The sequence below is a fragment of the Exiguobacterium sp. MH3 genome, assembly GCF_000496635.1.
Taxonomy (GTDB): Bacteria; Bacillota; Bacilli; order Exiguobacteriales; family Exiguobacteriaceae; genus Exiguobacterium_A; species Exiguobacterium_A indicum.
Map to the genome: position 1 here is coordinate 2154998 of NC_022794.1, position 16659 is coordinate 2171656.

Here is a 16659-nt window from a genome sequence, read left to right on the forward strand (position 1 = left end):
TCAATGCCTTATTCGACAGTTTCGTCGTCCATGACAGTCGTTGATTTTTTCGTCACTTCTGCGACAGCACTCCGGTTGAATGTCAATTGTGCATTACCTGACTTCAATGTCACCGTCATGTCGTCAACTTTTTGGACAACCCCGTGAAGACCACCGATCGTAACGATCGAGTCGCCGCGTGAGAGTTCATTTTGCATCTGACGTACTTGCTTCTGGCGTTTGTTCTGTGGACGGATCAACAAGAAATAGAACACCACGAAGATCAAGATCATCGGGAGGAATGTGAATAAACCTTCCATCTGATTCAGCTCCTTTTATCATTCAAATCACGTTCATTATACCGTGAAAGAATTGATTTGTCAGACGATTTGTTAGAAATTCTTTGCGTTCGGTAAATTGTAACCGTATTCTTCGAAGAATTCTTCCTTGAAATCGAGCAGACGATCCTCACGAATCGCTTGGCGAACGCCTTCCATCAACTTGACGAGGAAGTGAAGATTGTGTGTCGAACAGAGATGCAGACCGAACGTTTCTTGCGCCCGGATCAAGTGATGGATGTACGAACGCGAGTAATTCTTACACGCGTAGCAATCACATTTCTCATCGAGCGGACGGAAATCACGTGCATATTTCGCGTTCCGGACGACGAGACGTCCTTGTGATGTCATCAATGTGCCGTTTCGTGCGATCCGTGTCGGTAAGACACAGTCGAACATATCGATTCCGCGAATCGCACCTTCGATCAATGCGTCCGGTGAACCAACGCCCATCAAATAACGTGGTTTGTCTTCCGGCATAAGTGGTGTCGTGAATTCGAGCGCACGGTACATGACGTCTTTTGGCTCTCCGACCGATAGACCACCGACCGCATAACCCGGGAAATCAAGGGCAACGAGGTCTTTTGCACTTTGGCGACGCAAGTCTTCGTATTCTCCGCCTTGGATGATACCGAACAGCGCTTGATCGTGTGGACGTTCGTGCGCAGCAAGACAACGTTTCGCCCAGCGGCTCGTCCGTTCGACAGATGCTTTCATGTACTCGTGAGAAGCTGGGTACGGTGGGCACTCGTCAAACGCCATCATGATATCTGAACCGAGTGCATTTTGAATTTCCATCGCTTTTTCCGGTGATAAGAACAATTTGTCCCCGTTCAAGTGGTTACGGAAATGAACACCCTCCTCAGAAATGTTCCGAAGATCAGCAAGTGAGAAGACTTGGAAGCCACCTGAATCCGTGAGAATCGCGCCATCCCAGTTCATGAATTTATGCAGACCGCCCGCTTCCTTGATGACATCATGTCCTGGACGCACCCAGAGGTGGTACGTGTTCGCGAGGATGATGTTCGCGTTCATGTCCTTGATTTGTTCCGGTGCCATCGTCTTGACCGTCGCTTGCGTTCCGACCGGCATGAAGACTGGTGTCTCGAAACTACCGTGCGGCGTGTGGACGATTCCTAACCGCGCTCCGGATTGTTTACATGTTTTGATATGTTCATATGTTACCGCGTGTTTTGTCATTAGTTTCGTTCCTCTCTCGTTAAGAACATCGCATCACCGAAGCTAAAGAAGCGATAGCCGTTTGCGACTGCTTCTTCGTAGGCATGCAGAATGTGTTCCCGTGTCGATAACGCGGACACGAGCATGATCAATGTTGATTTCGGTAAGTGGAAGTTCGTGATCAGACCATCAATCCCTTTGACTTCCTGACCCGGGAAGATGAAGATGTCCGTCCAGCCCGTTGCTTCGACGAAGTCGCCATGGTCGCGAATGACCGTCTCAAGCGTTCGTGTCGACGTCGTCCCGACCGCGATGATCCGTCCGCCTTGTTTTCGTGTTTCGCGTAGCAAAGCAGCTGAACTTTCCGGCAGTTCGTAATACTCACTGTGCATCTTGTGACTATCGACGTCGTCGACCGAGACAGGACGGAATGTGCCAAGTCCAACGTGTAACGTCAATGGTGCGATCCGAACGCCTTTCGCTTTAAGCGCTTCAAGCAACTCGGGTGTAAAGTGAAGACCAGCCGTCGGTGCTGCCGCACTTCCGCGTTCCCGAGCATAAACCGTCTGATAACGATCTTGATCCTCGAGTTGTTCATGAATGTACGGCGGTAGTGGCATCGTTCCGAGTTGGTCGAGCACTTCATAAAAAATGCCGTCATAGAAAAACTTCAGGATGCGTCCTCCATCTTCAAGTGCTTCGACACACTCAGCACGAAGTAATCCGTCACCAAACGACAAAATCGTTCCTGGTTTGACGCGTTTTGCCGGTTTCGCCAGTGTTTCCCACACATCGTCACTCGTTTGCTTCAAGAGTAACAATTCGATCTTCCCACCTGTCTCTTCCTTCACACCAAAGAGACGTGCTGGTAAAACTTTCGTATCGTTGATGACGAGTGTATCACCTTCGCGGAAGTGATCGACGATATCATGGAAGTGTTGATGCTGAATCGCACCCGTCTCCCGATCGAGAACCATCAATTTCGAACTCGTCCGGTCGAGCAATGGCACTTGGGCAATTTGTTCTTCTGGTAAATGAAAATCAAATAAGTTTACATCCATTGGTTCAATTTCCTTCTTTCAGTCCTAAATGTTGGCGGGCGAACGGTGTTAAGACACGTCCGCGCGGAGTACGTTGTAAAAAGCCTTGTTGCAGTAGATATGGTTCATATACATCCTCAATCGTCTGCGCATCTTCCCCGATCGTCGCTGCGATCGTCTCAAGACCGACCGGACCACCGGCAAACCGTTCTGCAAGCGATCGTAGTAAACGATGGTCGACATCGTCGAGCCCAAGCGCATCGACATGCAAACGATCAAGTGCACTTGTCGCGAGCACGGCATCGATCTCGGTTTGATGGGCGACTTGAGCGAAATCACGGACACGCCGTAACAACCGATTCGCGACACGTGGTGTTCCACGTGAACGAAGCGCGATGGCTTCTGCAGCCAGACGATCCGCTTCGAATCCGAACAATCGTGACGTTCGGGTCACGATGGCAGACAACTCTGACATCGTATAATATTCAAGCTTCAGCGTCACGCCAAAACGATCGCGGAGCGGTGCCGATAACATCCCCGCACGCGTCGTTGCACCAACGAGCGTAAACGGTGGTAAATCAATTCGGACGCTGCGGGCGAGTTCACCTTGACCGATGACGATATCGAGACAATAATCCTCCATTGCTGGATACAGAATCTCTTCGATTGATCGACTCAATCGATGAATCTCGTCGATGAACAGGACATCGCCCGGTTCAAGCGATGATAGGATCGCCGCTAAATCACCCGGTCGTTCAATTGCAGGACCGGCTGTCGTCTTGATGCCGACCCCCATCTCGTTCGCAATGATCGTCGCAAGCGTCGTCTTCCCAAGACCCGGAGGACCGTAGAGAAGCACGTGATCGAGTGTTTCCTGACGAATTTTTGCCGCCTCGATGAAGACACTTAAGTTTCCTTTTGCTTTCTCCTGCCCGATGTATTGCTCGAGCGTCTGAGGACGCAGACTCCACTCTTCTTGATCTTCCGCATGGGCGGATTCTGACAAAATGCGCTCTTCCATGTCCTCACCTCACATTCAATAACAACTGGAGTGCCCGTTTGACATATTGATCCGTCGACAGGACTTCTGCCTGCAACGCTTTTTTGACTTTCTCGACTTCTCGGTCACTGTAACCAAGCGCCGTCAAGGCTTCACAAGCTTCATTCAGCTCAGCATTGCCTTGCGCGAACAAGCCTTCGCTCGGTACGTAATCCGGTGCGAGCTCGGCTAACTTTCCTTTTAGGTCGAGCGTCATTTGCTTCGCTGTTTTCTTGCCGACCCCCGGGAACTTGACGAGATAACTCTCTTTCTCTTGTTCAATTGCTTCAACGAGCGCATCGACATTCCCTGATGCGACGATCGCGAGCGCTCCCTTCGGTCCAATTCCTGTGACACCGAGCAACTTCGTGAACAAGGCACGCTCACGACGGGAACGGAATCCAAATAAGACTTCTTGGTCCTCACGGACATAATGATACGTATATACGATGATCTGTTCGTCTCCGGTCCGATAAAAAAACGGGTTCGGTGCTACGATCTTGTAGCCAATCCCGCCAACTTCTACCGTCACGAATTCCGCACAGACATAAGCGACTTCGCCGCGTACGAATTCTATCAATGTGGAACGCTCCCATCCTTAAACAAACTCTCGTGTTATTGTAGCATACATCTTCGTTTGGCTTCAAAGCGTTCTTCAGCAAAAATCAATACATATGTTCGCTCTCTCAATCCGAAGACAAAAAAGCGTGATCGTTCGCACGACCACGCTCCGATCCTCTATTTTACGAACGCGCAAGCATCCGGTCGAGCGCCAGCACGGCATGCCGCGTCGTCTCTGCATCTACCGTAATGATGTTGACCGGCTCACCTGCTTCGACTTGTTCGAGCGCCCACGCCAAGTGCGGTAAGTCGATCCGGTTCATCGTCAGACACGGACACATGAATGGATTGAGCGACACGATATCGAGTTCCGGATGCGTCGTCGCGAGTCGATTGACGAGATTCATCTCTGTTCCGATCGCCCACTTCGTTCCGGGAGCAGCCTGTTCGATTTGTTGAATGATGTACGCGGTGGATCCATTGAGATCAGACGCTGTCACGACTTCGTGCGAACATTCCGGGTGAACGAGAATCTTTCGCTCCGGATCCGTCTTGCGGAACTGTTCAATCTGACCGACCGTGAATTTTTCATGGACCGAGCAGTGTCCTTTCCACAAGATGACGCGGACGTCCTGGTCTTCTCCATCAAAAACGAGTTCGTCCTTGATCGGATCCCAAATCGCCATCTGTTCTAACGGAATTCCGAGTGCGTGCGCCGTATTGCGACCGAGGTGTTGATCGGGCAGGAAGAATAAGATGTCGCGTTCAGCAAGCGCCCACTCAACCATCTGGACAGCATTTGACGACGTCACCGTTGCCCCACCGTGACGACCGACGAATGCTTTGATGGCTGCCGTCGAATTGACATACGTCAACGGTAAAATCGACTCCCCGAATCGTTCCGTCAAGATTGTAAAGGCGCGCTCCGTTTGCGTATCATTCGCCATATCTGCCATCGAACAGCCAGCACGCATGTCAGGCAAAACAACTGTATGTGACGCATCCGTCAGCATGTCTGCCGTCTCTGCCATGAAGTGGACACCACAAAAGACTGTATATTCCGCTTCTGTCATCTGCTTCGCGACTTGCGCGAGCTGGAGCGAATCTCCCGTCGCATCCGCGAACTGGACAACTTCATCCTTTTGGTAGTGGTGGGCAGGTAAGAACAAGCGACTGCCCATCCGTGCTTTGACCCCTTCAATGATCGCAATTAATTCTGCTTCCGATTGCTGTAAGTACGACGCCGGAATCCCCTCATGACGTAATAAGTCAAATGACATCTTTTTTTCCTCCTTCGATTTTCATACTGATATCAAGCGCTGTTGCTGAATGGGTGAGTGCCCCGAGTGAGATGACGTCTGCTCCGCTATCCGCGAAGTCTGATAACGTGTCTATCGTGATTCCGCCGGATAACTCGACCGTGATATGCGGTGGAATCAATTGCCGAAGCTGTTTGATCTCTGCTGGTGTCCGGTTATCGAGCATGATGATATCAACTTTTGCAGCTACTGCCTCTAGCACTTCCGCTTCCGTTTCGACTTCGACTTCAATCGGTGTCGTATGACCTGCGACACGTTTTGCTCGCGCCACCGCCTCTGTGATCGATCCCGCGACCGTGATGTGGTTATCCTTGATCATGACGGCGTCATCGAGTCGTCCGCGATGACTATAGCCACCCCCGACGCGAACAGCGTGTTTTTCGAGCATTCGTAACCCTGGGGTCGTCTTTCGTGTATCCGTGATCCGAATCCGTCCTGCCGCTACCTCGACTGCTTGACGAGTTTTTGTCGCGATCCCGGATAAGCGTTGCACCAGGTTCAAGGCGACCCGTTCTCCGCTTAAGATGTCCTGTAACGAACCCGACCACTCGGCAAGGAGTGTTCCTCGCGTGACGATCGTCCCTTCCGCTACATGAATCGTCACGTCGACTTGTAAGAGATGCGCCATCTCCCGAATGATGTCAACTCCGCAAAAAACACCGTCTTCCTTAGCTAGAAAACGACCAGTCCCGCGTTCTTGTCCCGTCAGACATCCTTCACTCGTGATATCCCACTGTCCGATATCCTCGATTAAAAATGCCTCCAGTTGTTGCCGTAACTGCCACTTGTTCAACGTTCTCATCCTCTCCTGTCAATCGACTTCGCGCCCCTTCAAGCAATAGACATGCCGTTACGTGACGTAATCGATTTTCTTCCGCTTCCTGTCCGGATTCGTCTAATGTCCAGCCTTTTAATGTGTCCAGACATTCTTGTATCTGTTTCACATCCATTTCAACACCAATGACCTGCGATAGACGGTCGGTTACGGAACGAAGTGTTCCCGGGCGTCGTTTCACTTGTTTTACTGAAAGTTTCGGTAACAACTCGAGCTGTTCTGCTACTGCTTTCCCCATAACAACACATTCAAGGAGCGAGTTCGACGCCAGACGATTTCGACCGTGTAGTCCAATCGATGCCGTCTCACCGACCGCGTAAAGTCCTTCGACATGCGTCTGCCCCGTCAGATTCGTTTCAATCCCACCCATCAAGAAATGGATGCCTGGTGCAATTTCAACGAGATCCGGATTTATGTTCAGACTTTCACATTTTTCAACAAACGTTGGAAACCGTTTCGTCCGGTCGACGACGTTTGACGTATCGAGATAGACCGGTTCACATTTTCGCACCTCATGGATTCGTTTTGCGACTTCATCTCGCGCTGCTAAATCTTGCATCGGATGATCCGCCATGATCCGGTCACCATTTTTCGTTACAAGCGTCGCTCCTGCACCTCGTAGTGCTTCCGTGATCAAACCTTCCGAACGACCAGCATGAACGAGTACCGTCGGATGATGCTGGATATAACCGAGATCACGAATCGTCGCCCCCGCTTCAAAGGCGAGCGCAATCCCGTCTCCTTGAATCAAAGGATCATTCGTCGACGCCGCGAATAATCCACCCACTCCACCGGTCGCAAGAATCGTCGCGCGCGCCACAATCTCGATTGGCTCTCCCTCGCTATATCCGACTGCACCTACTACCTGCCCGTTGACTTGAATCAACTCCGTGATACACGTCTGCTCAAGAATCGGAAATGGTACTCGCGGCATCAACGTCTCCATGATCCGTTTACCAGTCTCGTCCCCGCCACAGTGATAAATCCGCGACAAACGATGCGCTCCTTCACGACCGAGCAAAAACTCTCCCTCGGATTGATCGAATGGAACGCCTTGTCGTAACAAGAATTCCATCGCCTCGGTTCCCGATCGAGTGACGTAATCGACGACGGACGGATTGAAACGCCCTTTTGCTGCTTGGCACGTATCTTCAAAGTGACCACGATGATTGACTTCTGCATAAGCGGAAGCAATCCCACCTTGTGCTCGAACGGAATTTGTCTCAAACCGCGTACCTTTTGTGACAAGCAACGCTTCCGTTCCGGGTGGAAGATGCAGAGCGACCGATATTGCGGCGAGCCCAGTTCCAATGATCAACACATCCGTCTCAAGTCTTTTATGTAAAGACATATGTTTTACACCTCTATATCTAAATGTTTACTATTGACTTGACAATAAGTTTGGCATACTTTTAGCTGAGTGACAAGACGAAAGGACAGGATTTTTTCATGATCTATCTCGATTACGCAGCGACGACTCCGCTGCATCCACAAGCACTCGATCATTATCAACAAGCCGCTCAGTCGTTCTACGGCAACAGTTCTTCTCTTCATGACATCGGTGGCAACGCTGAACGTTTACTCGAACGAGCCCGTCAGTATCTGATGCAACAATTGGCTCAACAAGAAGGAACCGTCATCTTTACAGGGAGTGGATCTGAAGCAAACTACATCGCTTTGACCCATCTGATGCGACAGAGTAACAAATCAGTTGTCTTGACACTTCGATGTGAACACGACTCGGTCTTGCTTCCGCTTGCGCGCTGGGCACAAGAAACACGACACCTTTCTTTATTACCGGACGGAACGTTCGATTGGGAACAATTCGTTGCAGCTTGTACGGATGAAATCGGTGTTGTCTCGATTCAACATGTCAATTCGGATACGGGTTTTCGCTTTCCGGTCGAACGGATTGCAGCATACTGTCAATCGCGCGAGATTCTGTTTCATTGCGATGGTGTCCAAGGATTTTTAAAAGATGCAATCAACATCGACGCTTTTGATGCCTACACGATGAGTAGTCATAAAGTGTATGGACCAAAAGGATTGGGCGCTTTGTACTTGCGGCGTCCGCTCTTCAGCCCTTATTACGAGGGACATCACGAATTCGGAATCCGCCCAGGCACAGTGGACGTTCCAGGAATTGCCGCCTTCATCGCTGCCTGTGAGGCGTCTCGCTTCGAAAATCCAGGAATCCAAGCTTCAAGCCGTCGATTTCGTGGTATGCTAAAAAAAACATTGTCTTCGTCTCGTTACACGATCATCGAGTCGCCGACGCAACTCGCTTCCATCTGCGCCATCCATACGAAGCAACGGGATGGTCAATACGCATTGCTCGCCTTGAATCGTGCTGGAATCGCGGTTTCCGCTGGTAGTGCTTGTCGTGCTGGAGAAAACGGTCCGAATGCGACATTACGTGCCATCGGCTTTGACGAATCAGCGGCTCACGGGTTGATACGACTCAGTTTTGGAAGACAGACGACGAACGAAGAAATCGAACAGTGCATTGATGTGTTGAACACGATCTCATGACACTGAAGAAAGGTAGGAGACATGATGGGGAAACGCATCTCCGGAGAAGAACGCCGGAAATCATTACTTCGTATGATTGAGGAAAGTGAGCAACCTGTCACGGGAACGGCACTGGCGAAACAAGCAGGCGTCAGTCGTCAAGTGATCGTGCAGGATTTATCCTTGTTAAAGGCAAAAGGATATCCTGTCATCGCGACAGCTCGAGGTTATTTAATCAATGATCCTGAAATCGACGGATCGAAATTACGTCGCAAGATCGTTTGTCGTCACGGCATCGATCAATTAAAGGATGAGTGTGACGCCATTGTTGACGAAGGGGTCGTCATCCGCGATGTCATCATCGAACATCCCGTCTACGGCTTCATCACTGGAGAATTGATGCTAAAAAGCCGCCGGGATGTCCGGGTATTGCTAGAGAAGTTACATGAGACGCAAGCCACTCCACTCTCGAGCCTGACGGACGGAGTCCATATTCATACGCTTGAGGCTGATCATGAAGACGCACTGGAAGCCGCTATCGCTAAACTCGATCGTCTCGGAATTCTCGTTTCGGAACTCGATGTCTGAACATCAAAAAACCGCCTATTCCTAAGGAATAAGCGGTTTTTTTATCGTTCAATCGGTTCAAGTCGTGTCTCCGGCATCGTAGCAGGAGGATCGAACGTTGCTAAGACTTTGCGGACGCGTCGGTTTTCGATATGCAAGACGGTCAACGTGACACGTTCATAACGCATCGCCGTTCCGACGTCTGGCAATTGACCGCTCTCCTCCATGATCCATCCCCCAAGTGACTGGGCATCGGTGTCCGGCATTGTCAATTGAAATTGCTGACAGAAGTCTTCAATGTCATACTCCGCTAGACATTCGTATTGCTCTGGACCAATCCGTTTCGTATATTCCAACGATTCATCGTGTTCATCCCAAATCTCCCCGACGATTTCTTCTAAAATATCCTCAAGGGTGATCAGACCTGCCGTCCCTCCGAATTCATCAAGGACAACTGCCATGTGGGACTGCTTGACTTTGAGTTCCGGTAATAAATCCATCAATCGCGTCTGTGGTACGACGAACGATACCGGTCGAATCCATTCTCGGATATCAACGGAGCCGTTCTTCACGTATGCACGCAGAAAGTCCCGCTCCGATAATACACCAATGACGTGATCAATCGAATCTTTATAGACCGGTAGACGAGAATAGCCACCCTTTTGGACTTCTGCAATGATGTCTTCGAGCCGCGCATCAATATCGATCGCTTGAATATCCATCCGTGGCGTCAGCGCATCTTCGACCGTCGCATGTTGAAAATCAACTGCTTGATGAACGAGTTCAGCCTCTGCAAGCCCCATGATCCCTTCTTCCTGACTAATATCGACGAGTGCCTTGAGTTCCTGTTCGGTCACGAGCGGTCCTTTCGGATCAGCCCCAATCAATCGTAGCGCCAATTGGCGTAAGCGGAGTAACAGGAAAACGAGCGGTCGAAAGCACAGTAAGAAGAAACGCAGTGGACGTCCGATCAATAACACGTAACGTTCCGTATGTTCACGAGCATACGACTTCGGTATCAATTCTCCGAACAACAGCAACAGGAAAAATAGCGCAAGAAAGGCAACGGTTTGTGTTGCGATCGTCTCGACGAACTGGATGATCCACCAGCCACCAAATAAGATAAAGGCGACGTTGACGATCGTATTCCCAATCAAAATCGACGTCAGTGTCTCTTCGTAGCGTTGAAGTAAGCGAAACACACGGGACGCACGCGCGTCCCCTGCTTCCGATTGGTGCAACAACCGCAACCGGTTGACACTCGCGAGTGCCGTCTCGGCTGAGGAAAAGAATGCGGATAAGACGAGAATCGGAATTAACCAAACGACTGAAATCATGGGCAATGGGTCCACGATGCTTTCACACTCCGTTTCCTAATGGAATGAACCGCTTAGAATGATGACTCGACGAATTCGAACTCGAAATCGCGGATTCGAACGACGTCGCCGTCGATCGCACCAAGACGACGCAACTCTTCGTCGACACCCATTTGACGCAGTGTCCGAGCGAAACGTTTAATCGATTCTTCACGCATGAAGTTCGTCATAGTGAAGAGTTTTTCAATGCGTGGTCCTTTGATGACGAAGCAATCGTCTTCATCTTTCGAAATCGTAAAGCCAGCTTCTGGTGCTTCGTAACCGTAGACGACACGTGGTGTCGCTGTTTTCTCTTCGAGTTCCTCAAGACCGAATTCTGGTGTCGCATCGACGAGGTCAGCGATTCGGAATAACAGATCGCGTAACCCTTGACGTGTTGCTGCTGAAATCTCGAATACTTCAAGCTCTGGGAAAGCTTCCTTGAAGGCTTCAAGATGTTCTGCCGCATCTGGCATGTCCATCTTATTCGCGACGACGACTTGCGGACGTTCTGTTAAGCGCAGATTATAGTCCGCGAGTTCTTTATTGATGATGTTGTAGTCTTCGATTGGATCGCGACCTTCCATCCCACTCATGTCGATGACGTGGACGATGACTTTCGTCCGCTCGACGTGACGGAGGAACTGGTGACCGAGTCCGACCCCTTCACTTGCGCCTTCGATCAATCCTGGCAAGTCAGCCATGACGAAACTACGGCTATCTTCCGTTTCGACGACACCGATGTTCGGTGTGATCGTCGTGAAGTGATATGCGCCGATTTTCGGACGTGCTGCTGAAACGACCGATAACATCGTTGATTTTCCGACGCTCGGGAAACCGACGAGACCGACGTCTGCTAGCATCTTCAGCTCAAGCTTCAAGTACTTCTCTTCTCCTGGCTCACCGTTTTCAGCGTGCTCAGGTGCTGGGTTGGCTGGTGTCGCAAAACGTGTATTCCCACGGCCGCCACGTCCACCTTTTGCGACGATCGCTTGTTGTCCGTGATGGACGAGGTCAGCGATGACCGCATTCGTATCGTCATCGTAGACGACTGTGCCCGGTGGAACCTTGACGATTAGATGCTCGGCTTTACGACCGTGCATCCCTTTTGACATGCCGTTTTCACCTTGAACCGCTTTAAAGTGACGTTTGTAACGGAAGTCCATCAATGTCCGAAGTCCTTCGTCAACTTCAAGGACGACGTGTGCCCCGTGACCACCGTCACCGCCAGCAGGACCGCCGTCCGGAACATATTTCTCGCGACGGAACGCTACTTGCCCACGTCCTCCGTCACCTGCTTTTACATAAATATTTACCTGATCGACAAACATGTCGGATCCCTCCTCTTACTTCTCTTCCTCAAACGGAAGACTTTCAATCTCAATCACACACTCATTTTCCGTCTGCGACTCGATTTCCATCGGCGTCACTAGATCCTCAAGGCGCGACATATCTAGTAGATCCCGATAGATCTCGATGGTCACGCCCTCGTGGAAGGTCACGGATACTTCACCTACTCCTACATCAATCATGGCGATGGCTGCTTCGACGAGTTGCTTCAGCCGCTCATCTTCCATGTGGGGTGCTCCGATGACATCATACGTCACAGTTTTGCCTGACCATTCAGCTTGCAGTAACGCCAGTGCGGTTTTCGGCAATCCGATTCGCGCTAGACGTCCTTCCCGAGATGCTTGCTCCCGGTACGCCGAACAGATCGACTCGACTGCTTGTTCGTCTCCGATCGCGCCATACGAACGGACGAGTTGTATCCGGTTCAACCACTCGTGACGAAGAGTCTTTAAAAGATCAAGTACCTGCTGTTCCTCCATCGGTCGTTCCCTCCTAAAAAAAACAGACCCTAACCCTCGAAAGTGGCTAGAGTCTGCTTCGTCGATCCTTATGCTGGGTAAACGCTGACTTGTTTCTTGTCGCGTCCGAGACGTTCGAAACGAACGACACCAGTTGCAGTTGCGAAAAGTGTATCATCGCCACCACGTCCGACGTTCATACCTGGGTGAATCTTCGTACCGCGTTGACGGTAGAGGATTGAACCAGCAGAAACAGTTTGACCGTCTGCACGTTTCGCCCCAAGGCGTTTCGATTGCGAGTCACGACCGTTCTTTGTCGAACCTACCCCTTTTTTCGATGCGAAGAACTGAAGATTAAGTTTCAACATGTGGAATCCACCTCCTATACTTGTTCAAGTTGGATAAACTCACCGTAACTTTCAGCGATGGTACCAAGTTGGACCAAAGTCGCTTCCAGTAACAATTGGGTGCGCTCACTGACATCCGGTGCTAAGTCAGCGTACGGTTCTACATAAAAGTAGCCACCCTCTTGTTGTTCTGCCATTTCAAGGAGCAGGACCTGCCCGAGTAATGCTTCTATGGCATTGTATGCCCCGAAGATCACCGACGAGACGCCGGCACAGACAAGGTCGAGACCTGGTTCTGCAAACTCGGCATGTCCTGTCACTTCGATGGAGCGGACGAGTTCCGCTTCATCTCGTCGAATCTTGACACGTATCATGGCTTACGCTTCGATTTTCTCGATGCGGACCTTCGTGTAAGGTTGACGGTGACCTTGCTTACGACGGTAGTTCTTTTTCGCTTTCATTTTGAAGACAGTGATCTTTTTCGCGCGAGCGTGTTTGATGACCGTTGCTACGACCTTCGCACCTTCTACGAGTGGAGCGCCGACTTTAACATCGTCACCACCAAGGATCAATACTTCACCAAATTCAACTGTGCTGTCGACGTCTGCGTTTAATTTCTCAACGTAGATTTCTTGGCCAGCTTCAACTTTGACTTGTTTACCACCAGTTTTGATAATTGCGTACATTACGTGCACCTCCTCTTAGGAACTCAGACTCGCCATCACGGGCAGCGAATGCTTTAAAACCCGGTCTGTGCGGTTGTAGTCATTTGGGTGCTTCCAAACGAACTAACGTTATTCAGAATACCAAACGTTCTTCTACCTTGTCAATGCTGTTCTGAAGGATTATTCCGATCGTTCGATGAAATCGAGACAGTCCTGTGACGACCCGGTGAACAGGACCGCTGGATCGCCTTCGAGCACATGGACTTCGAGCGGTTGACGAGAGATGAATTCGTCCTGCAACAGATGCCGTGGTGCGCGAATCACGGCTGCTTCCGCATAGGTCGCAATCTCAAGTAACTTCGGTTCAATCAAGCGATAGACACTCAATCGCGTCCACTGTCCGGATTCCTGCGAGCGTTCCTGTAGCGATTTCCCGTGACGTTGTCGTGTCAGTTCGCATAAACCCATCTTCGTAAACCCATAGACTTCGATTTGTTTCGTCTCGAGTGCCGCGCGCTCTTTGAGGAGCTGGGTCACCCGTGTCTGCCCCTTACTTGAACCACGCAGGAAATCGATCGCAATCATCCCGCTGATGTTGCGTAACCGCAATTGCCGCATGACTTCGACAGCAGCCGCTTCATTGATTTGATCAAACGTCCGCTTTTGTTCCTTGACGGAGATCGTCTTCCCACTGTTGACGTCGATGACAGTCATCGTCTCGACCTCTTCAATCAAGAGATACGCTCCTCCGTCAAGCCAGACGACCCGTTGCATCGCTTTCTCGATTGCGCCATCGATTGCTTCCATCTCGGGTAAGCGTCCTTTTCGTAGCGAGCGTTCGACGGACAGACCAAGCAATTCGAGTCGTTCCTTTTCCGGACGCGTCATGACGAGTGCATCAGTAACGTGTGGAAGTCGTTTCGCTTCTTGGACGATCAGTGCCTCATCTTGTTCAAGACGCGGCGCCTGCAAAAGTTCTTTGTGACGTGTCCGTAATGACTGCAGCTCTTGTTTCAATTCATCGATTGATGCTTTCGCTGCTTCCGTTCGGTAAAGAATTCCTTCTTCTTCTGTTGTCGTTAATTGCTCCGCCAGTTGACGCTGAACGACGAGATCCAGCTTCCGACTGAAACGGATGCGGCGACCGTATGGAAAATAGACAAGATAACGTCCACCATAGGTGATATTCTGCGTCACCTTGTGTTGTTTTGGTGCGACCCCTTCCTTGACGACCTGGACAAGTAACGTCTGTCCGACCTGGACGGCTTGTCCAATCGTCGGTACGTCCGGATAGCGGCGAAGTGCTTCCACCGTCTCATTCAGCGGTAAATAAAGCGGTGTACCGTCAGTCGCGATCAAAAAGGCTGCCCCGAGCGTCGGATGCAACCGGTCGACCTTGGCATAGACGAATGTGCCGACCCGGATCTCGTCACGCATCCGTTCATGATATTCAATCAATCGACCGCCTTCGACCAATGCTAATCGTTCAAGCGAAGCGGTCTGTTCACTAATCCATCGCATACTGATCCCTCCAAAAAAATTAGACTAGGCGCGACGATGTCGTCCTAGTCTAATTTCCCATTCTTATTTCATCCCAAGCATCTTCTTCAATTTGACGAAGAAGCCTTTTTGCGGTTGTTCATTTAAATCAAGCAGTGGCACGGATTCTCCAAGAATTCGGCGGGCGATGTTTCGGTATCCGAGTCCAGCCCGATTATCCGGATTCATCGTCACAGGCACACCACGGTGGGAAGCGGCGATGACTTCTTCATCATCGATGATCAGACCCAGGAGGTCGATCGAAAGAATACGCATGATCTCATCGATGTCGAGCATATCACCCGATGCCATCATGTGTGAACGCACGCGGTTAATGACGAGTTTCGGAACGATGTTACGTTCTGAGCGCTCGAGCATCCCGATGATCCGGTCCGCATCCTGAACGGCTGCTTTTTCCGGTGTCGTCACGACGACGGCTTCATCGGCTCCAGCGATTGCATTCATGAAGCCTTGTTCGATTCCGGCAGGGCAGTCAATCAAAACAAAGTCGTATTCAAGTTTCAGTGTATCGATGATTGCCTTCACCTGTTCGGGTGTGACGGAGGACTTATCCTTTGATTGAGCAGCAGGCAACAGATACATCTCTTCAAAACGTTTATCGCGGACGAGCGCTTGGTGCAACTTACATTGCCCCGTCACGACGTCAACGATGTTATAGATACTCCGGTTATCGAGACCAAGCACGATATCCAGATTGCGTAACCCGATATCCGTATCGACGAGACAAACCGAATGTCCCATCAATGCAAGTGCTGTTCCAATGTTCGCAGTCGTCGTTGTCTTACCGACACCGCCTTTACCGGATGTGACGACGATGGCGCGTCCCATATTCGTCTTCGCCTCCATATGTACCTGTTCTTTCACTTGTTCCATATCCGTCACCCTCTTTCACTATCAATCGCAAACTGATCCATCCGCGCGAGCGGAACGGTTTGAAGGCGGGAGAATTCGACCCCGTCTTCACCTAAAAATGCACAACCCATATCGAGAGCAGGAATTGGTGCGTCCTCCGGTTCCTCATGGACGGTGCCAGCGACCGCAATCCACTTCGGTTGCAACACGCTCGCCGCGATGACGGCTTCCGTATTGCCACCTTTCCCGGCATGAACGGTCCCCCGTAACGCACCGAGACAATAGATACTTCCTGTCGCATGAACGACCGCCCCCGGATTGATATCTCCGATGATGACAATCGAGCCTTCGACGTCTAATACGTGCCCACTGCGTGCCGTGCCACCGAAATAATGGAACGTTCGCTCTCCGTACAAGGCTTTTGCCTCGTCCTTCGTGATGCACTCACTGTCATAACCTTTGAAAGAGAAGGAATCATGTCGCGCGACGATAGATTCGACGGCCGTCAACACCCCTTCATCGACATAACGTCGACCGAAGAAGAAGGTGATCGGTACGGCGCGTCCGTTCTCGACGGATTTGTCCGCAAGCGTCAACTCTAAATCGTCAAGAAATTCATCCACACTGCACCTTTCATTCACATAGACGGCGAGGCCACCACGATGACCTTTCATCGTTACATAACGTTTACGCTCAATCATGAC

Annotated in this window: 19 protein-coding genes and 1 other annotated feature; of the genes, 2 read left to right on the forward strand and 17 right to left on the reverse strand. The window is 50.6% G+C overall.

Annotation, left to right across the window (positions count from 1 at the left end; all coding sequences use genetic code 11):
* Positions 1 to 8: 8 nt before the first annotated feature.
* From yajC to U719_RS11480, 8 genes are all read right to left on the reverse strand, one after another.
* On the reverse strand, positions 9 to 299 hold the full coding sequence (gene yajC / locus U719_RS11445) for a preprotein translocase subunit YajC (RefSeq protein WP_023468932.1): 291 nt from the start codon (positions 297 to 299) through the stop codon (positions 9 to 11).
* A gap of 72 nt (positions 300 to 371) precedes the next feature.
* A complete protein-coding gene (gene tgt / locus U719_RS11450; protein WP_023468933.1) occupies positions 372 to 1517 on the reverse strand; it encodes a tRNA guanosine(34) transglycosylase Tgt in 1146 nt (381 codons plus the stop codon).
* Complete coding sequence (gene queA, locus U719_RS11455; RefSeq protein WP_023468934.1) at positions 1517 to 2557, reverse strand: tRNA preQ1(34) S-adenosylmethionine ribosyltransferase-isomerase QueA; 1041 nt, start codon at positions 2555 to 2557, stop codon at positions 1517 to 1519. The genes tgt and queA overlap by 1 nt, the downstream gene beginning before the upstream one ends.
* Before the next feature lie 4 nt (positions 2558 to 2561).
* Positions 2562 to 3557, reverse strand: a complete 996-nt coding sequence (ruvB, locus tag U719_RS11460) for a Holliday junction branch migration DNA helicase RuvB (RefSeq protein ID WP_023468935.1) — start codon at positions 3555 to 3557, stop codon at positions 2562 to 2564.
* Between the two features lie 4 nt (positions 3558 to 3561).
* Complete coding sequence (gene ruvA / locus U719_RS11465; protein WP_023468936.1) at positions 3562 to 4155, reverse strand: Holliday junction branch migration protein RuvA; 594 nt, start codon at positions 4153 to 4155, stop codon at positions 3562 to 3564.
* A gap of 163 nt (positions 4156 to 4318) precedes the next feature.
* Positions 4319 to 5416, reverse strand: coding sequence for a quinolinate synthase NadA (gene nadA / locus U719_RS11470; protein WP_023468937.1), 1098 nt, complete (start codon positions 5414 to 5416; stop codon positions 4319 to 4321).
* A complete protein-coding gene (gene nadC, locus U719_RS11475) occupies positions 5406 to 6248 on the reverse strand; it encodes a carboxylating nicotinate-nucleotide diphosphorylase (RefSeq protein ID WP_023468938.1) in 843 nt (280 codons plus the stop codon). Before nadC ends, nadA begins: the two co-directional genes overlap by 11 nt.
* On the reverse strand, positions 6172 to 7641 hold the full coding sequence (locus U719_RS11480) for an L-aspartate oxidase (RefSeq protein WP_023468939.1): 1470 nt from the start codon (positions 7639 to 7641) through the stop codon (positions 6172 to 6174). The genes nadC and U719_RS11480 overlap by 77 nt, the downstream gene beginning before the upstream one ends.
* Before the next feature lie 98 nt (positions 7642 to 7739).
* Here U719_RS11480 and U719_RS11485 point away from each other — a divergent pair, with 98 nt between their 5' ends.
* Positions 7740 to 8822: a cysteine desulfurase family protein gene (locus U719_RS11485; protein WP_023468940.1), complete on the forward strand. Its 1083-nt coding sequence runs from the start codon at positions 7740 to 7742 to the stop codon at positions 8820 to 8822.
* Between the two features lie 24 nt (positions 8823 to 8846).
* On the forward strand, positions 8847 to 9389 hold the full coding sequence (locus U719_RS11490) for a transcription repressor NadR (RefSeq protein WP_023468941.1): 543 nt from the start codon (positions 8847 to 8849) through the stop codon (positions 9387 to 9389).
* A gap of 41 nt (positions 9390 to 9430) precedes the next feature.
* Here the strand turns inward: U719_RS11490 and U719_RS11495 are convergent, their stop codons facing one another.
* From U719_RS11495 to U719_RS11535, 9 genes are all read right to left on the reverse strand, one after another.
* Complete coding sequence (locus U719_RS11495) at positions 9431 to 10705, reverse strand: hemolysin family protein (RefSeq protein ID WP_023468942.1); 1275 nt, start codon at positions 10703 to 10705, stop codon at positions 9431 to 9433.
* Between the two features lie 53 nt (positions 10706 to 10758).
* Complete coding sequence (obgE, locus tag U719_RS11500; RefSeq protein WP_023468943.1) at positions 10759 to 12054, reverse strand: GTPase ObgE; 1296 nt, start codon at positions 12052 to 12054, stop codon at positions 10759 to 10761.
* Between the two features lie 15 nt (positions 12055 to 12069).
* Positions 12070 to 12552: a Spo0B domain-containing protein gene (locus tag U719_RS11505; RefSeq protein ID WP_023468944.1), complete on the reverse strand. Its 483-nt coding sequence runs from the start codon at positions 12550 to 12552 to the stop codon at positions 12070 to 12072.
* Positions 12553 to 12620: 68 nt separating this feature from the next.
* Entirely contained in the window at positions 12621 to 12899 is a 279-nt protein-coding gene (gene rpmA, locus U719_RS11510; protein ID WP_012370976.1) for a 50S ribosomal protein L27, read from the reverse strand.
* 14 nt (positions 12900 to 12913) lie between these two features.
* A complete protein-coding gene (locus U719_RS11515) occupies positions 12914 to 13252 on the reverse strand; it encodes a ribosomal-processing cysteine protease Prp (RefSeq protein WP_023468945.1) in 339 nt (112 codons plus the stop codon).
* A gap of 3 nt (positions 13253 to 13255) precedes the next feature.
* Positions 13256 to 13564: a 50S ribosomal protein L21 gene (gene rplU, locus U719_RS11520; RefSeq protein WP_012370978.1), complete on the reverse strand. Its 309-nt coding sequence runs from the start codon at positions 13562 to 13564 to the stop codon at positions 13256 to 13258.
* A 15-nt stretch (positions 13565 to 13579) separates the two neighbouring features.
* Positions 13580 to 13649, reverse strand: a sequence feature (ribosomal protein L21 leader region).
* Positions 13650 to 13723: 74 nt separating this feature from the next.
* Positions 13724 to 15064, reverse strand: coding sequence for a ribonuclease E/G (locus U719_RS11525; protein WP_023468946.1), 1341 nt, complete (start codon positions 15062 to 15064; stop codon positions 13724 to 13726).
* Between the two features lie 63 nt (positions 15065 to 15127).
* Positions 15128 to 15931, reverse strand: a complete 804-nt coding sequence (minD, locus tag U719_RS11530) for a septum site-determining protein MinD (protein ID WP_029342255.1) — start codon at positions 15929 to 15931, stop codon at positions 15128 to 15130.
* Between the two features lie 50 nt (positions 15932 to 15981).
* Complete coding sequence (locus U719_RS11535) at positions 15982 to 16656, reverse strand: septum site-determining protein MinC (RefSeq protein WP_023468948.1); 675 nt, start codon at positions 16654 to 16656, stop codon at positions 15982 to 15984.
* Positions 16657 to 16659: the final 3 nt, after the last annotated feature.

Bases quoted from the DNA above. Each gene is read 5' to 3' on its own strand.
- U719_RS11505 (WP_023468944.1), bottom strand. From the start codon at position 12,552: ATGGAGGAACAGCAGGTACTTGATCTTTTAAAGACTCTTCGTCACGAG.
- tgt (WP_023468933.1), bottom strand. From the start codon at position 1,517: ATGACAAAACACGCGGTAACATATGAACATATCAAAACATGTAAACAA.
- U719_RS11485 (WP_023468940.1), top strand. From the start codon at position 7,740: ATGATCTATCTCGATTACGCAGCGACGACTCCGCTGCATCCACAAGCA.
- U719_RS11515 (WP_023468945.1), bottom strand. From the start codon at position 13,252: ATGATACGTGTCAAGATTCGACGAGATGAAGCGGAACTCGTCCGCTCC.
- U719_RS11525 (WP_023468946.1), bottom strand. From the start codon at position 15,064: ATGCGATGGATTAGTGAACAGACCGCTTCGCTTGAACGATTAGCATTG.
- minD (WP_029342255.1), bottom strand. From the start codon at position 15,931: ATGGGACGCGCCATCGTCGTCACATCCGGTAAAGGCGGTGTCGGTAAG.
- U719_RS11490 (WP_023468941.1), top strand. From the start codon at position 8,847: ATGGGGAAACGCATCTCCGGAGAAGAACGCCGGAAATCATTACTTCGT.
- U719_RS11480 (WP_023468939.1), bottom strand. From the start codon at position 7,641: ATGTCTTTACATAAAAGACTTGAGACGGATGTGTTGATCATTGGAACT.
- nadA (WP_023468937.1), bottom strand. From the start codon at position 5,416: ATGTCATTTGACTTATTACGTCATGAGGGGATTCCGGCGTCGTACTTA.
- rplU (WP_012370978.1), bottom strand. From the start codon at position 13,564: ATGTACGCAATTATCAAAACTGGTGGTAAACAAGTCAAAGTTGAAGCT.
- ruvB (WP_023468935.1), bottom strand. From the start codon at position 3,557: ATGGAAGAGCGCATTTTGTCAGAATCCGCCCATGCGGAAGATCAAGAA.
- U719_RS11495 (WP_023468942.1), bottom strand. From the start codon at position 10,705: ATGATTTCAGTCGTTTGGTTAATTCCGATTCTCGTCTTATCCGCATTC.
- U719_RS11535 (WP_023468948.1), bottom strand. From the start codon at position 16,656: ATGATTGAGCGTAAACGTTATGTAACGATGAAAGGTCATCGTGGTGGC.
- rpmA (WP_012370976.1), bottom strand. From the start codon at position 12,899: ATGTTGAAACTTAATCTTCAGTTCTTCGCATCGAAAAAAGGGGTAGGT.
- yajC (WP_023468932.1), bottom strand. From the start codon at position 299: ATGGAAGGTTTATTCACATTCCTCCCGATGATCTTGATCTTCGTGGTG.
- obgE (WP_023468943.1), bottom strand. From the start codon at position 12,054: ATGTTTGTCGATCAGGTAAATATTTATGTAAAAGCAGGTGACGGAGGA.
- queA (WP_023468934.1), bottom strand. From the start codon at position 2,557: ATGGATGTAAACTTATTTGATTTTCATTTACCAGAAGAACAAATTGCC.